Origin of the sequence: Salmonella enterica subsp. enterica serovar Typhimurium str. LT2 (genome assembly GCF_000006945.2) — a bacterium.
GTDB lineage: Bacteria > Pseudomonadota > Gammaproteobacteria > Enterobacterales > Enterobacteriaceae > Salmonella > Salmonella enterica.
The window spans coordinates 4,645,932-4,666,806 of record NC_003197.2 but is presented as its reverse complement, the minus strand read 5'-3'; the positions used below and the strand labels follow the sequence as shown (position 1 = coordinate 4,666,806).

Sequence of the window (20,875 nt, the reverse complement as noted above, 5' to 3'; positions counted from 1 at the left end):
TAAACGCATAAAATATACCGACAAATAAAAAATGGCCGCAGTATTGCGACCATTCTCATGACGATTAAATTTTAGCAAGCATTAATATTCAAATAATAAATAATTAGCTTTACGATAGTCCTTGCGATATTGACCGGGCGTTTTCCCTACTTTATTTTTGAAGTAATTCTGAAAATGACTAAGGTTGCTAAAGCCAACACGATAAGCAATAGAGGTGATCTTTTCGCGCCCGCCTTCATCCGTGGTTAGTAACGATTGCGCCTCCCCCAGCCTACGTTTTATCAGGTAATCCATCGGTGAATAACCATAGCGGCGTTTAAATTCATGGGAAACATAATAAGGACTGACATTAAATTTCGTCGCCAGCGTATCCAGCCGAATTGGCTCATAGAAATTGCGATCAATATAGGATTTTATTGAATCAAGTAAATTTTCATGGCGCTGTATGGCATCGTTACCTGTGCGCAATAAGACATTTCCCTCAATGTATTTGAGTACTACCTGGGTCAATAGCTGCGCCATTGCTGGCCCTTCTACCGCATGCTGATTAATAACGGTAAACACGGAGCTCATCAGTTTTTCCACCGTCGCATAATGGTGATACAGTGGAATAACCGGCACAATATCATCCGGTATTAGCGCATTCTCACGTAGACCCGGACACGAAATATTGTTAATCCCACAACAAATAGTGCCAATTGGCCGCCCGCTTTCCAGATACTCATCATGCACCACCTGGCTGTTATAAATGACCAGGTCGCCTTTACGAACTGGGTAGATGCGATCGCCAATGAAATACTCCCCGTCTCCTTCGGTGATAAGAATCAGTTCAACGGTCTGTGGGTGCATATGCATGAACCGGACAAACGGACCATTGCTCTCACTGACCTGACTCACATACGCCAACTGGGGCTGAGCCTTATTCTCTCGTTCTGAAGGACAGAAGCACAAGCGCATGATTTACCCTCCAATATCCGAAACTGTGGTGCCGAAACCCCCCTGAAATTTGAATTTTTATACCACACCAAATGAAACAAAAATGCTATATAGATCATAATTTTTTCCAAATCTTTCCTCGTCACAACAGACAACCATTGATGACACACCAAATAAAAACGATAAAAATCAATAAGTTAATTATATTTTTGATTTCTTGCTGCACATACCCTCGTATAAAAATCAGCCGTCAAACTTTCAAAATAAAATTTCATAAAAATAAATTTGAAATTTTTAATCCTAAAATTTACATTGAATACGGTATGCGTTTTAGGCTGAAGATAACCAGGCTTTCCTGTGACCGCTCAGTCAGAACGTCGTCAACATCGGTTTAAGAGGATAAAAAAGAGATGGAAACAGTCGGCAATTTTATTCATGGTAAAACGACACTGAGCAGCAGCGGCGAGACGCTACCGGTGACTAATCCGGCCACCGGTAAAGTAATTCGTCAGGTCACCCAGAGCACCCGAGAGGAGATGCTGGCGGCAATTCAAAGCGCACATGAGGCTTTTCCGGCATGGAGTAAAATGACTCCGCTACGCCGGGCACGTATCCTTTTTGAATTCAAAGTATTACTGGAAAAGCATCGGGACGAACTGGCGGCGCTGATCGTCAGCGAGCATGGCAAGGTCTGGTCAGATGCGCTTGGCGAGCTGACGCGCGGCATAGAGGTTGTCGAATTTGCCTGCGGGATCCCGCACCTCAGCAAAGGAGAGTACTCCTTTAACGTCGGCTCAGGCGTTGACAGCTTTTCATTAATGCAGCCGCTTGGGGTTGTGGCAGGCATCACACCGTTTAACTTCCCGGCAATGGTGCCTATGTGGATGTTCCCGGTTGCTCTGGCTTGCGGCAATACCTTCGTCCTGAAACCGCCCGCACTGGTGCCGTCCGCATCGTTACGTATGGCGCAGCTTCTGCAGGAGGCTAGCCTGCCGGACGGCGTGTTTAACGTTGTTCACTGTGGCAATGAGGCGGCTAGCCTGTTGACCAGCGACCCTCGCGTACAGGCCGTCAGCTTTGTCGGTTCCTCCGCCGTCGCGGAACATATCTATACCACCGCCAGCGCCCATGGCAAACGCGTACAGGCCTTCGGGGCCGCCAAAAATCACGCAATCGTCATGCCGGATGCAGATCTGGACGCCACCGTCAACGCCATTATGGGCGGAGCATTTGGTTCCGCGGGCGAACGCTGTATGGCGCTGCCGGTAGTGGTCGCGGTGGGCGATGAAACGGCGGACCGTCTGATCGAACGCCTGAAACCGCTGATTGCGGCGCTACGTATCGGCCCGGGAGAGCTGCGCGGCAAAGATGAAAATGAAATGGGCCCGGTTGTTTCACGTGCTCATCAACAGAAAGTGTTGGGTTACATCGACAAAGGGGTGAGCGAGGGAGCAACTCTGGTCATGGATGGCCGCAACTATAGCGTGGCGGGATATCCTGAAGGCTTTTATGTCGGCGGCACTCTGTTTGATAACGTCACGCCTGAGATGACCATCTGGCGTGAAGAAATTTTTGGCCCGGTTCTCGGAATTGTGCGCGTCCCGGATTATGCCACCGCCATTAGCACGGTAAACTCCCATGAATTCGGCAACGGCAGCGTGATTTTCACCACCAACGGTCACTATGCGCGCGAATTCGCCCAGTCGGTTGAAGCCGGGATGGTCGGTATTAATATTCCAGTTCCGGTTCCGATGGCATTTCACTCTTTTGGCGGCTGGAAGCGCTCGGTGTTTGGCGCCCTGAACGTCCATGGGCCGGATGGCGTGCGCTTCTATACCCGGATGAAAACCGTTACCTCGCGTTGGCCGAACGGACAGCAGATCGTATCGGAGTTCAGTATGCCGACTCTCGGTTAATACGCTTTCAGGAAGGAGAAGATTATGGCCAACTTGCTGAGTACCTGTACCTCTGAGTCGGGAAATATCCAACACATTTCCCCTCAAAATGCAGGCTGGGAGTATGTCGGTTTTGATGTCTGGCAGTTGAAGGCTGGAGAGTCGATAACCCTGCCGTCCGATGAGCGTGAACGCTGTCTGGTGCTGGTTGCCGGGCTGGCCAGCGTTAAGGCCGCCGACAGTTTTTTCTATCGGATTGGTCAGCGCATGAGTCCGTTTGAACGCATTCCGGCTTATTCGGTTTACCTCCCCCATCATACGGAGGCGAAAGTGACAGCCGAAACCGACCTTGAGCTGGCCGTATGCAGCGCGCCGGGATTCGGAGAGCTTCCGGTACGTCTGATCTCGCCACAAGAGGTCGGGGTAGAGCATCGGGGAAAAGGGCGCAATCAGCGCCTGGTGCATAACATCCTTCCTGATAGCCAGCTCGCCGACAGCCTGCTAGTCGTTGAAGTGTACACTAATGAAGGCGATACCAGCTCCTGGCCCGCGCACAAGCACGATACGGCAGTTGAAGGCCAGGAGACCTATCTGGAAGAGACGTACTATCACCGTTTCAATCCACCTCAGGGATTCTGCTTACAGCGCGTCTACACCGACGATCGCAGCCTGGATGAATGTATGGCGGTCTATAACCGGGATGTAGTGAAAGTACCTAAGGGCTACCACCCGGTTGCCACCATCGCGGGTTACGATAACTACTATCTGAACGTGATGGCCGGCCCGCTACGAAAATGGCGTTTCACCTGGGAAGAGAACCACGCGTGGATTAACTCACCAGACTACCCGCGATAACACTTCGTTGAGTGGTACTTTGCCAGCCGTCCTCTGCGGCTGGCTTTTTTATTCAACTCTGCGCCACACACGCTCATAAGATCGCTATCCGCCTTCTCTTAAATTATTTCCCTGTTTTGTATATAGCGTATTTACGGCACGGCCCCCACCAGGAATACGCAATAAAATAATGATGCAGAAGAAGACTTACCCTATTTGCCGATATTATTATGGATCAATTAGTTACGTAGAGGTGGTAAACACTGGGGAGGTTTCAACAGGGTATATCCTGTGCGCACTCGCTGGAGGGAGTAAAGGTTGTGTAACCAGCGGAGAATATCTCTGGATATTCTCCGCTAATATTGGAGAGGTATCAGGCTATTACATCGCGACGTTTCCCCTGAATTTCACGCAGCTTGTTCTCGGCCAGCCGTTCAATTTCTGTTAGCGGCACCCCTTTTGTTTCCGGCACATAACGAGAAATAAAGACATAGCAGACCAAATTAAAGACGACAAAAATCCACATCGAGAAAGCGCCGCCGAAGGTCTCCTGCAGCCAGGCGTTATCATTTATGACCGGGAACAACAGTGAGATGAGGAAGTTGGCTATCCACATCAGACTCACCGCCAGCCCCATCCCAAAACCTTTTATCTTTTCAGGGAAAACCTCAGAAATCAGTACCCATGCGCCAACGCTCCAGCTGACGGCAAACAGCAGCATAAAAAACAGGATGCCAAAGATGGTAATGTAGCCTGTATCGTGGGTGTACAAACCGTATGACGCGATCAACAGGCCGACAATTGAGCCGATGGTACCAATTTTCATAATCGGTATACGGCCATAGCGGTCGAACAGGATCATGCCGATAAAACTGCCCACCACATTACATACCGCGATAAAAATGGTCTGGAACATAACCACTTCGGTACTGCTGTTCTGCAACACCAGCGGCGCATAATAGTTCATTACGTTAACGCCTGTGAACTGTTGCAAAACGGCGATACAGCATCCAACCAACAGAATATAGCGGAGCACCGGCGAGCTTTTCAGGTTGGTGCGTTCTCCCCCGGCGACGTTGTCCTGTGAACGTACGGTTTCTTTCATGCTGTCAAAAATAGCGGCCACATCTGTGGCCGTTAATCCACTGTAGATCCGGGTAAGCACCTTTATCGAACGAGCTTCGCTGCGGTTGTTACGGGCGCACCATGCCGGTGATTCGGGTAGGAAAAGCGTAATCGCTAACATCGCAATGGAGGGTACCACTTGGGCAAAAAGCATAGTCTTCCAGCCCTGGGAAACCAGCACATCAGCAGGCATTCCTTTTGCTATCAGATAGTTGACTATAAACACGATAACCTGGCCAGATACCACGGAGATATTGTAAATGCCCAGCGCTTTGCCGCGAATTTCAGCAGGCGCCAGTTCAGACATATACATGGTGGATGCCGTTCCGGCCATCCCAACCGCAAAACCACACACAATGCGGGAAAGGGAGAAGATCATGAACGATTCACTCATCGCCGCCCCTAAGGAAGAAGCGATAAAAATGATCGCAATGATCAGAAGCGCAGGTTTACGCCCCAGTTTATCGGCAATTTTTCCACCGACCAGCGCGCCGATGATACAACCAATCACGATACTGGAAACGGCCCATCCGGTCTCGGTTGGCGTCAGTTGGTAATACTGCTGTAAAGGCAATACCACTCCGGTAATCACCGCCGTTGAATAACCAAACATCAATCCAGCCAGCGCCGCAATACAACACAGGACGTACACATAGGCCGAATTGTACTTACTTCTCTGAGACATAATCCCTCCCTTGCCTGTTGAGGAAACAACACACCAATGAAATTTTTCATTTTATTTTTGCATTCATTAGAAGAAAAATTCCATGCAAAAGATCACGAAATGGAGATGTTCCAGGAAAGAACAAAAAGTACGGCCCCTGACAAATTGAGTTCAGGTACTGTCGCGAAATCAATAAAATCAAGTAACTTCATCAAGATAGAGGAGAGCACTGCGTAAAACGCAGCATCTTAACGATAAAAAACGCCAGGATTATGAAATTCGAAATGTGATACCCATAACAAAACATAAGTTTCATTATTGATCGTTTTGAAATTAAAACATAGGTTGTGAAACGAGAGTTCTCAATAGCTATAAGATCGTCGGCAGCGCTACGGCAATGACCGACATAAGATGAATTTGTCTATTTGTTCACTAAATTCAAACAGATAGATGAAGTTTATTCTGGAGATAATCTACCTATGTCCACATCAGATAGTTGTTATAATACGGGTTACATATTACGCATCTGCGCGATTGCCGCACTGGGCGGAATATTATTTGGCTACGATACTGCTGTTATTTCAGGTGCGATTGGTTCACTGACCAGCTACTTTCATCTATCTCCTGCTGAGACCGGCTGGGCGGTTTCCTGCGTTGTGGTGGGGTGCGTTATTGGTTCGTTTAGCGCCGGATATTTATCCAAACGTTTTGGACGCAAGAAATCATTGATGGTTTCAGCGCTGTTATTCACTATTTCCGCAGTGGGCACCTCCCTCTCCTACACGTTCACCCATTTTGTGATTTATCGCATTATCGGTGGACTGGCAGTCGGCCTGGCGGCAACAGTATCACCGATGTATATGTCTGAAGTCTCACCGAAAAACATGCGCGGCAGAGCATTAAGTATGCAGCAGTTCGCTATCGTTTTCGGTCAGATTCTGATCTTCTACGTTAACTACAAAATAGCATCGATTGCAGCGGATACCTGGCTCATTGAACTTGGCTGGCGCTATATGTTTGCTGCGGGTATTATTCCCTGCATTTTGTTCTGTATTTTAGTCTTTTTAATCCCGGAATCTCCCCGCTGGATGATGATGATTGGTCGCGAGGAGGAGACGCTAAAAATACTGACCAAAATATCCAACGAAGAACATGCCAGACATCTTCTTGCCGATATAAAAACCTCACTGCAAAATGACCAACTAAACGCCCATCAAAAACTCAATTACCGCGACGGGAACGTGCGTTTCATCCTGATCCTGGGCTGCATGATCGCTATGCTGCAACAGGTAACAGGGGTTAACGTCATGATGTATTACGCGCCAATCGTCCTTAAGGATGTGACCGGTAGCGCCCAGGAGGCCCTGTTCCAGACAATCTGGATCGGCGTGATTCAGCTTATCGGTTCCATTATTGGCGCAATGATTATGGATAAGATGGGGCGTTTGTCGCTGATGCGTAAAGGCACTATCGGCAGCATCATCGGCTTGTTGCTCACCTCATGGGCGCTGTACAGCCAGGCAACCGGTTATTTCGCGCTATTCGGTATGCTGTTCTTTATGATTTTCTACGCGCTTTCCTGGGGCGTGGGCGCATGGGTGCTTATTTCTGAAATATTCCCTAACCGGATGAGGTCGCAGGGAATGAGTATTTCGGTCGGATTTATGTGGATGGCAAACTTTTTAGTTTCGCAATTCTTCCCGATGATTAATGAAAACCCGTATTTACTTTCGCATTTCCACGGCGCATTTCCAATGTGGATATTTGCCATCTGCTGCATCTTCAGTTACTTCTTTATCTGCCGTTACCTGCCGGAAACAAAAGGCATTTCGCTGGAGAAAATGGAGAGCGTAGTGTTAGCAAAACGCAGAAAAAAACTGCAGCCAATTCAAACCGAACGTTATTCTGATTAAGTTTCACCACAATGCCGATGATCGCTAAATACGATCATCGGCTTGTTTTTTTACTCCGTCGCCAGCGCCAGTGAAACCGCTAACGTTTGCGCCAGACACATGGACGCGACCTGAGAACGGAAACCATCGACCTGCGCTTCACGTACCACAAAACAGACTTCACTGAACGCTGCCAGCGGGCTGACCTGGCTATCGGTTATCGCAATATGGTGCGCACCGCGTTTCGCGCCAAGCTCGACTAATTCCACCACTTCCTGCGCGTAAGGCGAGTAGCTGATGGCAATAACGACATCGTCGGGGCTGACCATACTTAGCTGTTCAGAGAACATTCCGCCAATACCGTCAATTAAAAATGCCCGTCTCTCCAGATGACGCAATGCGTAGGTTAAATAACTGGCCACGCTAAACGAACGACGTAATCCAATCACATAAATATTGTCGGCTTTCGCTAACAGATTTACCGCCGCATCCAACTGCTCATTTTTAATCTGCACCGGTAATTGTTGTAATACCTGTGCATTCACCATTGAAAATAGCTTCAGAATTTCACCCGGCTTTTCCGGGGTAGGTTCCCCTTCATCCGCATTTTTCTGTCTGAACAGACGCGCCCGCTCGGTATAGCTTACTGTTTCCTCCATCAGGTGCTGGCGAAATACCTGTTTCATTTCATTAAATCCGCTAAAACCAAACGCATTAGCAAAACGAATCAGTGTCGAAGGGGGAACATCGGCATGTTGCGCGATGGAAGCTACCGTGTCAAAAGCAACGCTATTACTGTTATCCAGAATATACTGAGCAACTTGTTTAAGACGTTTGCTAAGGCTGTCATAGCGACTGCGGATATCATCCTGCAGTAAGGAAAGTTGAGTTTGATGTTTAGACATGCATGATACTCTAATAGAACGAAAATTTCGTAAATAACCATATTAGCACAAATGAACTGAACATACAGTTAACAACATTCAAATTGCGCTGTGGTTACCTTCAGTACAGAATTTGCTGGCGGGCTGGGTTCTGAGCAATCTGAATCTGACCGCATAAATGCGACAGGATCAGCATTGTTATGACTGGACGATGCCCGCAGCCAGGCGGCATCGCAAACGTTGAAAGGCAGAAGATGACGTTTATAAATCACGAAACCTTCATCTGTTATTGCGAACTGGCTCTTTTCGTCCCGCATACGGCAACCGGCGGAACACTCTTAGTGTATTACACTGATTACTTTAAGGATATGCGTCTACTCTTTTTCAATACTGAGCGGCAAATGATTTTTCAGTATTGCTTTAACGTCTCCCGGCGAGCGGAATGCGCTTTCGATGGCAAGATGCCCCATATAAAACAGCCAGCCACAAGGCTGGCTGACCGCATAGTCATTTAATACGCTGTTACGTTCTGAGCTTTTTTCGCCAGCCCATCCAGCAATTTCTGATGGATGCCGCCGAAACCGCCGTTGCTCATCACCAGGATGTGATCGCCAGGCTGTGCGGTTTTCACCACCATTTCCGCCAGCGTATCGACATCGCCACTCCAGTGAGCAGGCTGTACGCAGGCTTCAGCGACTTCCGCCACTTGCCACGGAATATGCGGCGGCTGCAGCAGGAACACTTCATCCGCACGCCCTAACGACGGCGCCAGGTCATCCTTGCATAACCCCATCTTCATCGTGTTAGAACGCGGCTCCAGCACTGCGATAATGCGCGCGGTGCCGCCCACTTTACCGCGCAGCGCCGCCAGCGTGGCCAGAATTGCCGTCGGGTGGTGAGCAAAATCGTCATACACCGTCACGCCGTTCGCTTCGCCGCGTAGCTCCAGACGGCGGCGGGCGTTAATAAATGACCCCAGCGCGCTGGCCGCTTCTGCGGGCGCGACGCCCACGTGGCGCGCGGCGGCAATCGCCATCAGACCGTTGTGCATGTTATGTTCGCCGACCAGGCCCCATTTCACATCGCCGACTTTTTCGCCGTCCAGCCACACTTCCCACTCGGAAGCATCCGTAGTCAGCTTCTTCGCCTGCCAGTGTCCCTGCTCGCCCACCAGCTCCTGCTCGCTCCAGCAGCCCAGCGCCATGGTCTGTTTCAGGTTGATGTCGTTTTCCGGCCAGATGATGCGCCCCTGCCCCGGCACGATGCGCACCAGATGGTGGAACTGCTTCTGGATCGCTTTCAGATCGTCGAAGATGTCGGCATGATCAAACTCAAGGTTGTTGAGGATCAGCGTCCGCGGGCAGTAATGCACAAATTTAGAACGTTTATCAAAGAACGCGCAGTCGTACTCATCCGCTTCGATAACAAAGAACGGGCTCTCTCCCAGGCGCGCGGAAACCTCAAAGTTGCCCGGTACGCCGCCAATCACAAAGCCCGGTTTGTACCCGCACGCTTCCAGTATCCAGGTCGCCATGCCTGCGGTCGTGGTTTTGCCGTGGGTACCGGCGACCGCCAGTACCCAGCGGTCGCGCAACACAAAGTCGTGCAGCCACTGTGGACCAGACATAAAGGGAATGTTTTTTTCCAGCACCGCTTCCACGCACGGATTCCCGCGCGTCATCGCATTGCCGATAATCACCAGATCCGGCTGCGGATCGAGCTGGCTGGCGTCATAACCCTGGATCAGATCAATGCCTTGCTTCTCAAGTAAGGTACTCATCGGCGGATACACATTGGCGTCCGAACCCGTTACTTCATGACCAAGCGAGCGAGCCAGCATCGCCAGCCCCCCCATGAAAGTGCCACAAATTCCCAAAATATGAATGCGCATACGTCACTATCCTTTTTTTATCTGCGAGCCATTTTACGCACATGTCTGGCAAGTGAGAAACGCATTTCAGGTAAATCTGTACTTTGCTGGCGCGATTCACCTGAGCGCATCATCTGAAATGTTTGTTAAGATTGTTACGGTCGCTTTACTCCAATCAATTGCAGGGAAAGTGTTATGAAAACGTTAGGTGAATTTATTGTCGAAAAGCAGCACGAGTTCTCTCAGGCTACCGGTGAGCTCACTGCTTTGCTGTCGGCAATAAAATTGGGCGCCAAGATCATCCACCGCGATATCAATAAGGCCGGTCTGGTCGATATCCTGGGTGCCAGCGGTGCTGAGAACGTACAGGGCGAGGTTCAGCAGAAACTCGATCTGTTCGCGAACGAGAAACTGAAAGCTGCACTAAAAGCGCGCGATATTGTAGCGGGCATCGCATCGGAAGAAGAGGACGAAATTGTCGTCTTTGAAGGCTGCGAACACGCGAAATATGTGGTGCTGATGGACCCTCTGGATGGCTCTTCTAACATCGACGTTAACGTCTCTGTCGGTACGATTTTCTCGATTTATCGCCGCGTGACGCCCGTCGGCACGCCGGTCACCGAAGAAGATTTCCTGCAACCCGGCAACAAACAGGTCGCTGCGGGATATGTCGTGTATGGCTCGTCCACCATGCTGGTTTACACCACCGGCTGCGGCGTACACGCTTTCACCTACGATCCGTCGTTGGGCGTGTTCTGTCTGTGCCAGGAACGTATGCGTTTCCCGGAAAAGGGTAAAACCTACTCCATTAACGAAGGTAACTACATTAAATTCCCGAATGGCGTGAAGAAGTACATCAAATTCTGCCAGGAAGAGGATAGTTCAACAAGTCGCCCTTATACCTCACGTTACATTGGCTCTCTGGTGGCCGATTTCCACCGCAACCTGCTGAAAGGCGGCATCTATCTCTACCCCAGCACCGCCAGCCATCCGCAGGGGAAACTGCGTCTGCTGTATGAATGCAACCCGATGGCGTTCCTCGCGGAACAGGCCGGCGGCAAAGCAAGCGATGGTAAAGAACGTATTCTGGATATCATTCCGGAAAGCCTGCACCAGCGCCGCTCGTTCTTCGTCGGCAACCGCCATATGGTTGACGATGTGGAACGCTTTATCCGCGAATACCCGGACGCGTAATTTTTACCACCATGCGGAATAACGCATGAAGCCGCCATTGGGCAATAACATGTCCGATGGCGGCGTTGCCTTATCAGGCCCGTGATTTTTCCGGTTCTTAACCTTTGTCGTTTATGCTCCGCAACGACGCGCCAGATGAGGCGGAAACGAAAACAAGCGAAGACTTTCGGCGTGAGTTGGCTATAATACTCGCCACTTGTTTGTCATAAATTCAAAGGAAACAGACATGAGCTTACTCAACGTCCCGGCGGGTAAAGAACTGCCGGAAGATATCTACGTCGTTATCGAGATCCCGGCTAACGCAGATCCGATCAAATACGAAGTTGACAAAGAGAGCGGCGCGCTGTTCGTTGACCGCTTCATGTCCACAGCGATGTTCTATCCGTGCAACTACGGTTACATCAACCATACCCTGTCTCTGGACGGCGACCCGGTAGACGTTCTGGTCCCGACGCCGTACCCGCTGCAGCCAGGCGCCGTCATCCGTTGCCGTCCGGTTGGCGTACTGAAAATGACCGACGAATCCGGTGAAGATGCGAAACTGGTTGCCGTACCGCACACCAAACTGAGCAAAGAGTACGATCACATTAAAGATGTGAACGATCTGCCGGAACTGCTGAAAGCGCAGATCACTCATTTCTTCGAGCATTATAAAGATCTCGAAAAAGGCAAATGGGTGAAAGTTGACGGTTGGGACAACGCCGAAGCGGCTAAAGCGGAAATCGTTGCCTCCTTCGAGCGCGCAGCGAAGAAATAAGTTCGCTTTTACATAAGCGTCAAGATAAAGGCTCTCATAGTAATGAGGGCCTTTTTATTGGCTAATGAATAGAACACAGTTTTTATCATTATTAATTTAACATTCACGGAATGAATAATACTTTACCTGATTTTTTATTAAAAAGGGTTGAATACGCTCACGGTTTCTCTAAAAAGCTTAAGATAATAATTGTTTTGTGAATGCTCCCAGACTCCCATGGACTTACGCCCTAAATATTAGCAAGCGCTAAAGTCTTATTTAGTGCATAAGCCCGATTACCTTTTTAATAAGGTATCCTAAGCTCTCCCTACCAATAACCGTATTTTTAATCCAACATAACATCCGCTCAAAACACACTTTTTAATATATTTTTAAGGGCTGCCATAATTATTTACTATTTTAAGAGATTATGATGAAAAATGATATATTAATTACCGGTGGACATATCATCGATCCCGCTCGTAATATTAATGAGATTAACAATTTACGCATCATTAACGATATTATCGTTGATGCCGATAAATATCCTGTAACTTCGGAGACCCGGATTATCCATGCCGACGGCATGATCGTTACTCCCGGTCTTATCGATTATCACGCGCATGTTTTTTATGACGCGACGGAAGGCGGCGTCAGGCCTGATATGTACATGCCGCCGAATGGCGTCACCACCGTCGTGGATGCAGGTTCTGCCGGTACGGCAAACTTTGATGCCTTCTACCGAACGGTGATTTGCGCCAGCAAAGTTCGAATCAAAGCGTTTTTGACCGTGTCGCCGCCGGGCCAAACCTGGTCACAAGAAAATTATGATCCTGACAATATTGATGAAAATAAGATCCACGCGCTGTTTCGTCAGTATCGCAACGTTCTTCAGGGATTAAAACTCAAGGTTCAGACTGAGGACATTGCTGAATATGGCTTAAAACCGCTGACTGAATCCCTTCGTATTGCCAACGATTTAAAGTGTCCCGTGGCAATACACTCGACTCATCCCGTCGTTCCCATGAAAGAACTTGTCTCCTTGCTACGCCGAGGCGATATTATCGCTCATGCGTTTCACGGCAAAGGTAGCACCATTCTTACTGATGAAGGCGTGGTCTTAGCCGAAGTCCGTCAGGCAAGGGAAAGAGGCGTTATATTTGATGCCGCCAATGGTCGCAGCCATTTTTCAATGAACACGGCACGCCGGGCCATCGCCAATGGCTTTCTTCCGGATATCATCAGTAGCGATCTCTCAACCATCACTAAACTCGCCTGGCCTGTTTACGCCTTACCATGGATTTTATCGAAATATTTAGCACTCGGCGTCGCGCTTACCGATGTCATTAACGCCTGTACCCATACCCCAGCAGTTTTAATGGGTATGGCAGCAGAAATTGGTACGCTGGCCCCTGGGGCATTTGCCGATATCGCCATCTTTAAATTAAAAAACAGGCATGTTGAATTTGCCGATATTCATGGTGAAACGCTCACGGGGACGCATGTGCTGGTACCACAAATGACCATAAAATCCGGTGAGATATTATTTCGTCAAATTGATTTTGGCGCGCGGCCAAACGGAGTTGAAAAATGACCTCAATGCAAAAATGGCTACGGATCGGCGCGACATTAATGTTCGGCCTTTTTGTTGCTTATCTTGACCGTTCTAATCTTTCCGTTACGTTACCTACGATTACACACGACCTGAATATTGATGGCGCAACGGCCAGCATTGTATTAACCATATTTCTTATTGGCTATGCCTTTTCAAATATTTTTGGCGGCGTATTTACCCAGCGATACGATCCGAAAAAAATAGTCATTCTGATGGTGCTAATCTGGTCGATTGCGACCGTTTTTGTCGGATTTACCTCGTCAGTGTACGTTATTTTGATTTGTCGGCTGGTGCTTGGCATTACCGAAGGCATTTATTGGCCGCAGCAGTCCCGCTTCGCCAGCGACTGGTTTTCAGACAAAGAACGGACGCAGGCGAACAGCATTATCCAGTATTATGGACAGTTCCTGGCATTAGGCCTGGGATTTATGATTTTGTCCCCGCTGGATGCTGCCTTCGGTTGGCGAAATGTTTTTATTATCACTGGTGTGATCGGCATTGTTGTTGTGGTTCCACTTTATATAACAATGCTGAAAAAACAGGAAGAAGCGCCTTATTATCGTGCGCCGGCGCCAACAGAGAAAACTAAACTTACCCTGGAATCGCTGGGCGGAACCCCCTTCCTACTCCTTATTTTTACCTACATCACTCAAGGGATGTTGTTCTGGGGAATTACGTTATGGATACCCATGGTTGTCAATTCTCTCGGCTATACCGGATTCAGTAAAGCATTGGTCAGTTCTCTGCCTTATCTGACTGCGGTTATACTGGCAATCCCTATCTCATGGATCAGTGATAAGACACAAAAACGTGTACTTATTGCTTCACTGGGCCTACTAATCCCCGGCGTGATGTTATTTCTCCTGCCATTTGTCGATGCGCCGGGCTTTAAAATCACGCTCATTACCCTGGCGATGGGTTATTATGCCGCCAGCTTTACCCCCAATATCTGGTCGATTATCCAGTCGAACGTTAAACCCCATGCGATTGGCCCAGCCTCCGGTATTATTAATGGCATCGGCGCCGGCGGCGGCGGTACGTTGGCAGGCCTTATGGTCGGCTATTTTTACCGGACAACCGGCAGCTACATGCAGGGATTTATGGTTCTCGGATGCATTGTTATCCTGGGCGGCGCGTCATTATTGATCTACGGCAGAATAAGAGCTCACCATGCCCGGCGCTAGCGCCATCAGCCAGAATGTAAAAAACAACGCCACCCGAGGGTGGCGTGTTCAGTTCAGGGCTGGTTTCTGTCTAACCAGTCACCGCTTTCAATCAGAGTTAACCCATCAACAGGACGTTGATATACATACATCCATGCGCTGCCGTAAGGCGTCTGGATTAACTGGCGTGCGTATTCACCGCCCCTGGTGCGCAAAGCATCAAGTTCGGCCAGCGTGGCGTTATCAATTCGATAAACTTCACCGTATACCGCTCCGTTTCCCGGAACTGCGCCTGGATAGTGGCCCAGACTATACAACTGGTAGTTATCGATACGGTAATCGCCAAGCAATTGGGCATTGGTCATCCAGTGACTGTTGCCTTGTTTCTGTCGTAAACTGCCATAGACAAATATTCGCATTGCTAAAACTCAAACTGATAGAGCAAATCAAGTGCCTGATCTACGCCAGACACTGCTTCCAGATATAGCTTAGGCATCAGGCGATAACGTAACGTGAGCGTCGCCAGAGAGTCAAATATCCCTACACCATACTTCACCTGTAGACCCGGCAGTACATAGCCGCTGACCACAACCTGGGACGAATCGCCCACCCCTTGCGTGTCCAGCGCCAGATTACTTACACCGAATGTCTCTCCGATTTTACCCACAACCTGACCACTTTGCGCAACCCCCAGGCCAATAAGCATGGAGGTCATCGCTGCGCTATCACTCTGATTGCTGTCCAACCCCTGCCCACGCAGCAGATAAGAAAGCGCTTCAGCCTGCGGCATCGCCGGATCGGAGAAGATTTCCGCTTTGGGTTCATCAGCTGTGCCTGTGACGCGCACGCCCGCAATAACATCGTCTTCGGTGGCGTCAGGGTTACGGATCGCTTCGATATTGAGCAGCGGCTGATCCGGCGGGCCGGAGAACAGCAGCTCGCCTTTACGGACAAGCAGGTCCTGGCCGTAGGCGCGGAATCGGCCGTCAGGAATATTGATTTGACCATTTAGCCCCAGCCCCTGCTTATCCTGCGCGACTTTCAAATCGCCGGTCAAACGCGCTTTAAGCCCGAAGGCGTCGATGCGCACGTTGTTGCCGACGTGGACCGTCAGATTACTGTTGATGGGAATAGACGCTGTCTGCGGCGTTTCTGGTTGCAGGTCATTGTTGAGCATAACCACATCGCTGGAGACGCCGACCGCGCTCTCCGGCAGGTCGTGCACCACAATTCGCGCCCACGGAACGTCCACACGCCCATCCAACGTGAACAGCGAAGGCGTCGCGTCAAAGACCACATCCGGCGAGACATCCAGGCGCACCATCGGCGGAACGGTAATCCGCACCCGGCTGCCTTTCGCCGTCACCCGCGCGCGCCAGTTGTCAATCTGACTCCAGTCGGCGTTGCCGTTCAGGTTAATTTGCCCTTGTTGTGTTCGCACGATACCGGCGAGCGTCGAACGCGTACCGCTAAAGTTCATGGTGAGCTGGCTCGGCTGCATCTCAAACGGCATAAAGTTACCGTCAATATCCAGCGCGCTAAGCTGCAACTGACCAAACAACTGCGGGCTTTGCACATCGCCGCCCAGACGTAGCCTGGCGTTTAACATTCCCGCCGCTTTTTCGCCGCGCGAAAAGACAGGGTTGACCATCGCCAGATTGAGATTGCGCATGTTGACGTTACCGCCGAGATTGCGCCGCCCCTGAGGATCGGTTACCTGCACCTGGCCATCGAATTGACCATTGTTCGTCAGGCGAATCAGCCATCCCAGCTCGGCGCGATTATTGTGCAGATCGGCGCTGAGGTTCAGCGTCTCAAACGCGACCGGTAACGGCGCGTCATTGACGGTCTGCGTGACCTTCACATTACGACCGGAAAGCGTGACCTTCCCCTGCGGCAATCCCTCCTGGGTGGTGTCCCACGACACATCCGCTTTCCCGCTAAAGATCCCACTGGCCTGAGTGGTATCAGGCATAAATGGCTTCAGCATCGCCAGATCAAAGCGGTTGAGATTGACCACCGCCCGTCCTGCGGCGCCCGCATCAATGGTTTGCGGGATGCACAGCTCGGCGTTCGGGTTCAGCCAACAATGCGGCCCGATACTGATTTTCTGTTCTTTATTACGGTAGTCCAGCGCAATCGCGCGGGTCAACGACCATGGCCCCACTGGCGTCTGGAAACGGGTGTCGCTTAACGTCCCTTTCCAGCGCGCCGCCTCGCGATCGAAGCTGCCTGTCAGGGAGAGTTGACCGGATACCGGTTCTCCCTGAACACGGAGCTGTAGCTGATGCTGCTTCTCGCTGCCTTTGGCGTCAAGCGTCACCAGATTGATATTAACGTCGGGCTGCGAAATCCGCTCTACGCGAACGTTGAGATGGCCCGCTATCTGATCGGTGGATTTAATATCGCCCTCAATGCGCGCCTGGGCGACAGACAGCTCCTGCCAGCGCAAGCCGCGGGCGGTGATATCCGCCAACAGCTGCGGCGCTTCTACCGTACCGCGGACTTTAACGATTCCTTTTGCCATGCCGCCCAGTCCTGGCAGCGCATTATCCAGCCCTGGCGCATCGATGGCGGCGTCAAGATTCAGCTCCTTAACGCCAAGCTCGCCTTTTATATCGGCGCTGTTTGGGCCCAGCGCAAAGTGCAGCCCCGGGATCGTCCACTGCATGTAGCTGTTGCCCTTTAGCGTCCCGTTAACGTTAACGCTGTTCTGCTTCACATTGCCGGTCAGCTTGAGCTCCGGGACATCCATCTGCCAGGTGCCGCCGTAGAGGCTGCCTTTGGTTTTCATGACGCCGTTAAGCTTCGCGGGCCAGTCCGGAATCTCTTTAGCGGTATTGATGCCATTCAGCGTCAGTTCGCCACGCCAGCTAATCGCCTGCTGCCAGTCCACCAGCGCTTTCAGTTCGGTTTTTCCCTCCAGAGCGGCGACGGTGAGTTTATCGAGATTAATCTGCCGCTCATTCCCTTTGGCATCCAGCGTGATGGTCGCCGGCGGAATATCTTGTCCTTTCACGGCGGTTCGCATCGACAACGTATAGTCGGTCATCTTACCGCTCAGTTTGAGCTTCAGATCGTCAGCCTGAAACTGGGTATCACCCGTCAATGGCCAGGCAATGCGTTGGCTGACGACTTCAAGATTGAGCGGTAAACCGGCCTCCGCCAGCCGCGTCTGGGCGCGAAGCGCGACATCCATCGGCCCGGAAAGGTTCACCCCGACCTCCAGTTGTTCGCGTAACGCGCCGCCGACCTTGAGTTTTATCTTTTCACCCTTTAGCGGATCGATATTCAGCGTACTGTTGAGCGTAATATCAACCGGCCAGTTATTGGCGAGCTGCGCCGTACCGGAGGCTTTCACCGTGCCCTGGTTGGCGTCGATATCCAGAGTATCCAGCTTCATATTACCGTCGATACTGCTGACTTTAAGCAGCATCGTGCGCACCGTCAGATCGGTATCGCCGGTGATGCGTAGCTGCTCGCCGCGAAATGACTCGATATTCAGATTGAGCGGCAGGTGAACATCGGTCATCTCCGGCATTACCGGTTTTGCAAACAGATCTTTTAGCGTTTCGCCAAGCGGCTTTTCATCCGGTTGAGGTTTCTCGATTTTGGGTTCAACCACCTCTTCCTGCGCCACGTCAGCGACCTTCGGCAGCGCGATCAGCAGTCCCTGAAGCCGCGTCGGTTTCAGGGTCAGGTTTTTCTCCTGCCATGCCAGCCCGGAGGTAAAATCCAACACCGAAACGGTAGTGTCATCAATCTTGATATTGATGTTATTCAACGCCACGCGCGACAGCGTGATGGGCCAGGGCGTGGAGAGGTTCAGCGGCCCGCTTTCTTCCTCTTCTTGCGCCGGTTCGGAGGGCGGCATTTTTTTGCTGTCGATAGCGACATTAATATCTTTTAGCGCCAGATCATTGACGCACAGGCTACTGCGCCACAGGCAATCAAGCCCGATGGCCAGATGAATTTCGCCCGCATTCACCGCAACGCCCGGCTGCTCATAGCGGATATTTTTTAACGATAAGTCCCGCCAGCCGCCGGTGACCTGCCCAATCTCCAGCCCCGGCACCCAGCGGTTCGCCGCACTGAATACCAGATGCAGCCCCGTCGTCGTCCCGACCAGAAACGCAACGCTCGCCAGTAACACCACAATGAAAATCAACACGCCGAGGCTTATTTTCTTCCATAAACTCATAATTCAGGCCCCAGACCGATATAAAACTGTAAACCGTGTTCGTCTTTGTCGCCGACCGGTACGGCAAAATCGAGTTTGACAGGCCCAACCGGCGACGCCCAGCGCACGCCGACCCCGGTCCCGGTTTTGAAATCGCTACGGCGAATATCACTCACCGCCTCGCCGCTATCGACAAACACTGCCCCCCACCATTTACCGGTGACGTTATACTGGTACTCCAGCGATCCGGTTGCCAGTTTTGAGGCGCCTTTAAGATTGCCGTCGCTATCTTTAGGCGAAATAGATTTGTATTTATAGCCGCGAATACTGCGGTCGCCCCCGGCGAAGAAACGTAAATCCGGCGGAACTTTGTCGAAATCACCGGTTTCTATCCAGCCCAAATTGGCGCGCATCACAAAACGGTGGCGATCGTACAAAGTCCGAATCCAGACGTTTTGCGCCTGCAGCACGGAGAAATCCACGTCGGAGCCCCAGGCCGTATTCGAATAGTCTACTGAATAGCGCTGCGAATCGCCCCAGGTTGGCATCAGTCCCCCTCGCGAGCGGGTTCGGCTGATCATCACGCCCGGGTAGAACAGCATGGTGGTATTGGTGACGTTCCCCTGGGTAAAGTGGTCGAAACTCCAGCGCAGATTAATCGCCCGCTGCCAACCACTGGAAAGGTCCCAGTAACGCGACACGGCAAGCGTGGTCGAGTCCTGCTCCGTATCATTCAAATCGGTACGTTTAAAACCGCCCTGTACCAGATAGTATTGCTCCAGCGGGTTTTTCAGCAGCGGCATTTTATAACTAAAATCCAGCACCTGTTCCGGCGCAGAAATACTGGTGCTGGTGGTCAGGCTATGACCGTAAGAGTTCATCCACGGTTTTTTCCACGACGCTTTCACGCGCGGCCCGACGTCGGTGGAGTACCCCACCCCGGTTTCAATCGTGTTTTCGGTTCGCGGCGATACCACGCCTTTTAACGGCAGAATTTTTGTTTTACGCGATTTCTCAAATTCCGGCGCCACCACGACAGAATTAAACCATCCGGTAGCGGAAAGTCGGCGGTTTAGTTCCGCCAAATCTTTCGATTCGTACTCATCACCCTCTTTAAACGGCAACAGATTTTGTAAATATTCATCACGAATCTGCGAACCTTCGAAGGTGACAGGTCCGAAGCGATAGCGCTCACCGCTATCATAATCAATATCCCAAAACGCCTGATGGCGGCCCAGAGCAATTCCCAACTGACTTTTAATGAATTCGCTGTCGAAATAGCCTTTACGTAGCGACACGCTGGTTAACGACTTTTTAAAATTGTCATAGTCTCCCTGGTTCAGCACCGTGCCGATTGCCGGACGCGTTTTCAGTAAGGCCAGATAATCTTTGTCCGTGCGCGCGCCGCCGCGTAAAATGACTTCTGTACCGCCAATCAACACCGGCTGGCCGGGCGTAACCCTGGCGATTAATACCTGCCGTCCTTTCGCAGGCGGTGGAAGCAAGTCGAATTTGATAGTGGGTTCGTAATAGCCTAACGCTTTAAGCCCTTCGCGAATCGCATCATCAACTCGGGCGCGAAAGCGCCGATCCGGCGTCACCTCATCGCTCTGAATCGTAGAGAGCTGTGCGCGAACGTTTTTTTCCAGCTCTCCGGATAGCCCTTCGACTTTCAGACGAACATTTGCGGCTACCGCAGAACTGCTCAGGCACAGTAAGCTAACCCAACATAACTGACGGATATGTGGCACATTTTCTCCTGAATATCCCCTATTCCCACCCCTGGAAAAAATCACACTACCGCTCCGCGGCTTAACATAAAATCAACAATTTCGATTGAAAAGCAGACGACTGCCCAAATATTTCTTATGGTTAAATCCAGATACA

General features: G+C 50.8%; 15 protein-coding genes and 11 other annotated features. Of the genes, 8 read left to right on the top strand and 7 right to left on the bottom strand.

Translation table 11 applies throughout. The annotated features are described in order from the left end of the window. Window positions 1–81 precede the first annotated feature (81 nt). Window positions 82–911, bottom strand: a protein-coding gene (locus STM4423; RefSeq protein ID NP_463284.1) for a putative AraC-type DNA-binding domain-containing protein. Within the gene, window positions 82–906 belong to an annotated coding region; the region does not span the whole gene. After that, window positions 906–911 (bottom strand) — a ribosome-binding site (putative RBS for STM4423; RegulonDB:STMS1H004304). (Overlaps the previous gene by 6 nt.) A 117-nt stretch (window positions 912–1,028) precedes the next feature. Here STM4423 and STM4422 point away from each other — a divergent pair. From STM4422 to STM4420, 3 genes are all read left to right on the top strand, one after another. Continuing rightward, window positions 1,029–1,331, top strand: coding sequence for a putative cytoplasmic protein (locus tag STM4422; protein ID NP_453693.1), 303 nt, complete (start codon window positions 1,029–1,031; stop codon window positions 1,329–1,331). Window positions 1,332–1,339: 8 nt separating this feature from the next. Next, window positions 1,340–1,345: a ribosome-binding site (putative RBS for STM4421; RegulonDB:STMS1H004303), on the top strand. After that, the gene (locus STM4421; RefSeq protein ID NP_463282.1) for a putative NAD-dependent aldehyde dehydrogenase occupies window positions 1,340–2,852 on the top strand. Within the gene, window positions 1,347–2,852 belong to an annotated coding region; the region does not span the whole gene. It overlaps the preceding feature by 6 nt. Before the next feature lie 16 nt (window positions 2,853–2,868). After that, window positions 2,869–2,874, top strand: a ribosome-binding site (putative RBS for STM4420; RegulonDB:STMS1H004302). After that, window positions 2,869–3,686, top strand: a protein-coding gene (locus STM4420; RefSeq protein ID NP_463281.1) for a putative inner membrane protein. Within the gene, window positions 2,877–3,686 belong to an annotated coding region; the region does not span the whole gene. It overlaps the preceding feature by 6 nt. 352 nt (window positions 3,687–4,038) lie before the next feature. On the opposite strand, the gene STM4419 is transcribed toward STM4420, so the two are convergent. Then, window positions 4,039–5,481, bottom strand: a protein-coding gene (locus STM4419; protein ID NP_463280.1) for a sugar (and other) transporter. Within the gene, window positions 4,039–5,475 belong to an annotated coding region; the region does not span the whole gene. Then, window positions 5,476–5,481: a ribosome-binding site (putative RBS for STM4419; RegulonDB:STMS1H004301), on the bottom strand. It overlaps the preceding gene by 6 nt. Window positions 5,482–5,916: 435 nt before the next feature. After that, window positions 5,917–5,922 (top strand) — a ribosome-binding site (putative RBS for STM4418; RegulonDB:STMS1H004300). Here STM4419 and STM4418 point away from each other — a divergent pair. After that, the gene (locus STM4418) for a sugar (and other) transporter (RefSeq protein ID NP_463279.1) occupies window positions 5,917–7,367 on the top strand. Within the gene, window positions 5,934–7,367 belong to an annotated coding region; the region does not span the whole gene. (Overlaps the previous feature by 6 nt.) Window positions 7,368–7,417: 50 nt before the next feature. Here STM4418 and STM4417 read toward each other — a convergent pair. Together STM4417 and mpl are read right to left on the bottom strand one after the other, a co-directional pair. Further along, window positions 7,418–8,251: a putative transcriptional regulator gene (locus STM4417; RefSeq protein ID NP_463278.1), complete on the bottom strand. Its 834-nt coding sequence runs from the start codon at window positions 8,249–8,251 to the stop codon at window positions 7,418–7,420. A 490-nt stretch (window positions 8,252–8,741) separates the two neighbouring features. Then, window positions 8,742–10,135 (bottom strand): UDP-N-acetylmuramate:L-alanyl-gamma-D-glutamyl-meso-diaminopimelate ligase gene (gene mpl / locus STM4416; protein ID NP_463277.1). Within the gene, window positions 8,742–10,121 belong to an annotated coding region; the region does not span the whole gene. Further along, window positions 10,130–10,135, bottom strand: a ribosome-binding site (putative RBS for mpl; RegulonDB:STMS1H004299). It overlaps the preceding gene by 6 nt. Before the next feature lie 147 nt (window positions 10,136–10,282). After that, window positions 10,283–10,288 (top strand) — a ribosome-binding site (putative RBS for fbp; RegulonDB:STMS1H004298). Between mpl and fbp the strand changes: the two genes are divergently transcribed. From fbp to STM4412, 4 genes are all read left to right on the top strand, one after another. Further along, window positions 10,283–11,294 (top strand): fructose-bisphosphatase gene (fbp, locus tag STM4415; protein ID NP_463276.1). Within the gene, window positions 10,296–11,294 belong to an annotated coding region; the region does not span the whole gene. Its footprint overlaps the feature before it by 6 nt. A gap of 214 nt (window positions 11,295–11,508) precedes the next feature. Continuing rightward, window positions 11,509–11,514: a ribosome-binding site (putative RBS for ppa; RegulonDB:STMS1H004297), on the top strand. Then, window positions 11,509–12,051, top strand: a protein-coding gene (gene ppa / locus STM4414) for an inorganic pyrophosphatase (protein ID NP_463275.1). Within the gene, window positions 11,521–12,051 belong to an annotated coding region; the region does not span the whole gene. It overlaps the preceding feature by 6 nt. A gap of 409 nt (window positions 12,052–12,460) precedes the next feature. Further along, window positions 12,461–13,624 carry a putative imidazolonepropionase and related amidohydrolases gene (locus STM4413; RefSeq protein NP_463274.1) on the top strand — a complete coding sequence of 388 codons (1,164 nt, stop codon included), beginning with the start codon at window positions 12,461–12,463 and terminating at the stop codon, window positions 13,622–13,624. Next, window positions 13,615–13,620, top strand: a ribosome-binding site (putative RBS for STM4412; RegulonDB:STMS1H004296). Its footprint overlaps the gene before it by 6 nt. Further along, window positions 13,615–14,829 (top strand): putative pemease gene (locus tag STM4412; protein ID NP_463273.1). Within the gene, window positions 13,621–14,829 belong to an annotated coding region; the region does not span the whole gene. Before STM4413 ends, STM4412 begins: the two co-directional genes overlap by 10 nt. Window positions 14,830–14,882: 53 nt before the next feature. Here STM4412 and ytfP read toward each other — a convergent pair. From ytfP to ytfM, 3 genes are all read right to left on the bottom strand, one after another. Continuing rightward, window positions 14,883–15,227 (bottom strand): putative cytoplasmic protein, encoded by a 345-nt coding sequence (gene ytfP / locus STM4411; RefSeq protein ID NP_463272.1) that lies wholly within the window; start codon window positions 15,225–15,227, stop codon window positions 14,883–14,885. A gap of 2 nt (window positions 15,228–15,229) precedes the next feature. After that, the gene (gene ytfN, locus STM4410) for a putative periplasmic protein (protein ID NP_463271.1) occupies window positions 15,230–19,023 on the bottom strand. Within the gene, window positions 15,230–19,009 belong to an annotated coding region; the region does not span the whole gene. Continuing rightward, window positions 19,006–20,750 (bottom strand): putative outer membrane protein gene (gene ytfM, locus STM4409; protein NP_463270.1). Within the gene, window positions 19,006–20,739 belong to an annotated coding region; the region does not span the whole gene. The genes ytfN and ytfM overlap by 18 nt, the downstream gene beginning before the upstream one ends. Next, window positions 19,018–19,023 (bottom strand) — a ribosome-binding site (putative RBS for ytfN; RegulonDB:STMS1H004295). It overlaps the preceding gene by 6 nt. After that, window positions 20,745–20,750 (bottom strand) — a ribosome-binding site (putative RBS for ytfM; RegulonDB:STMS1H004294). (Lies within the gene ytfM.) Window positions 20,751–20,875: the final 125 nt, after the last annotated feature.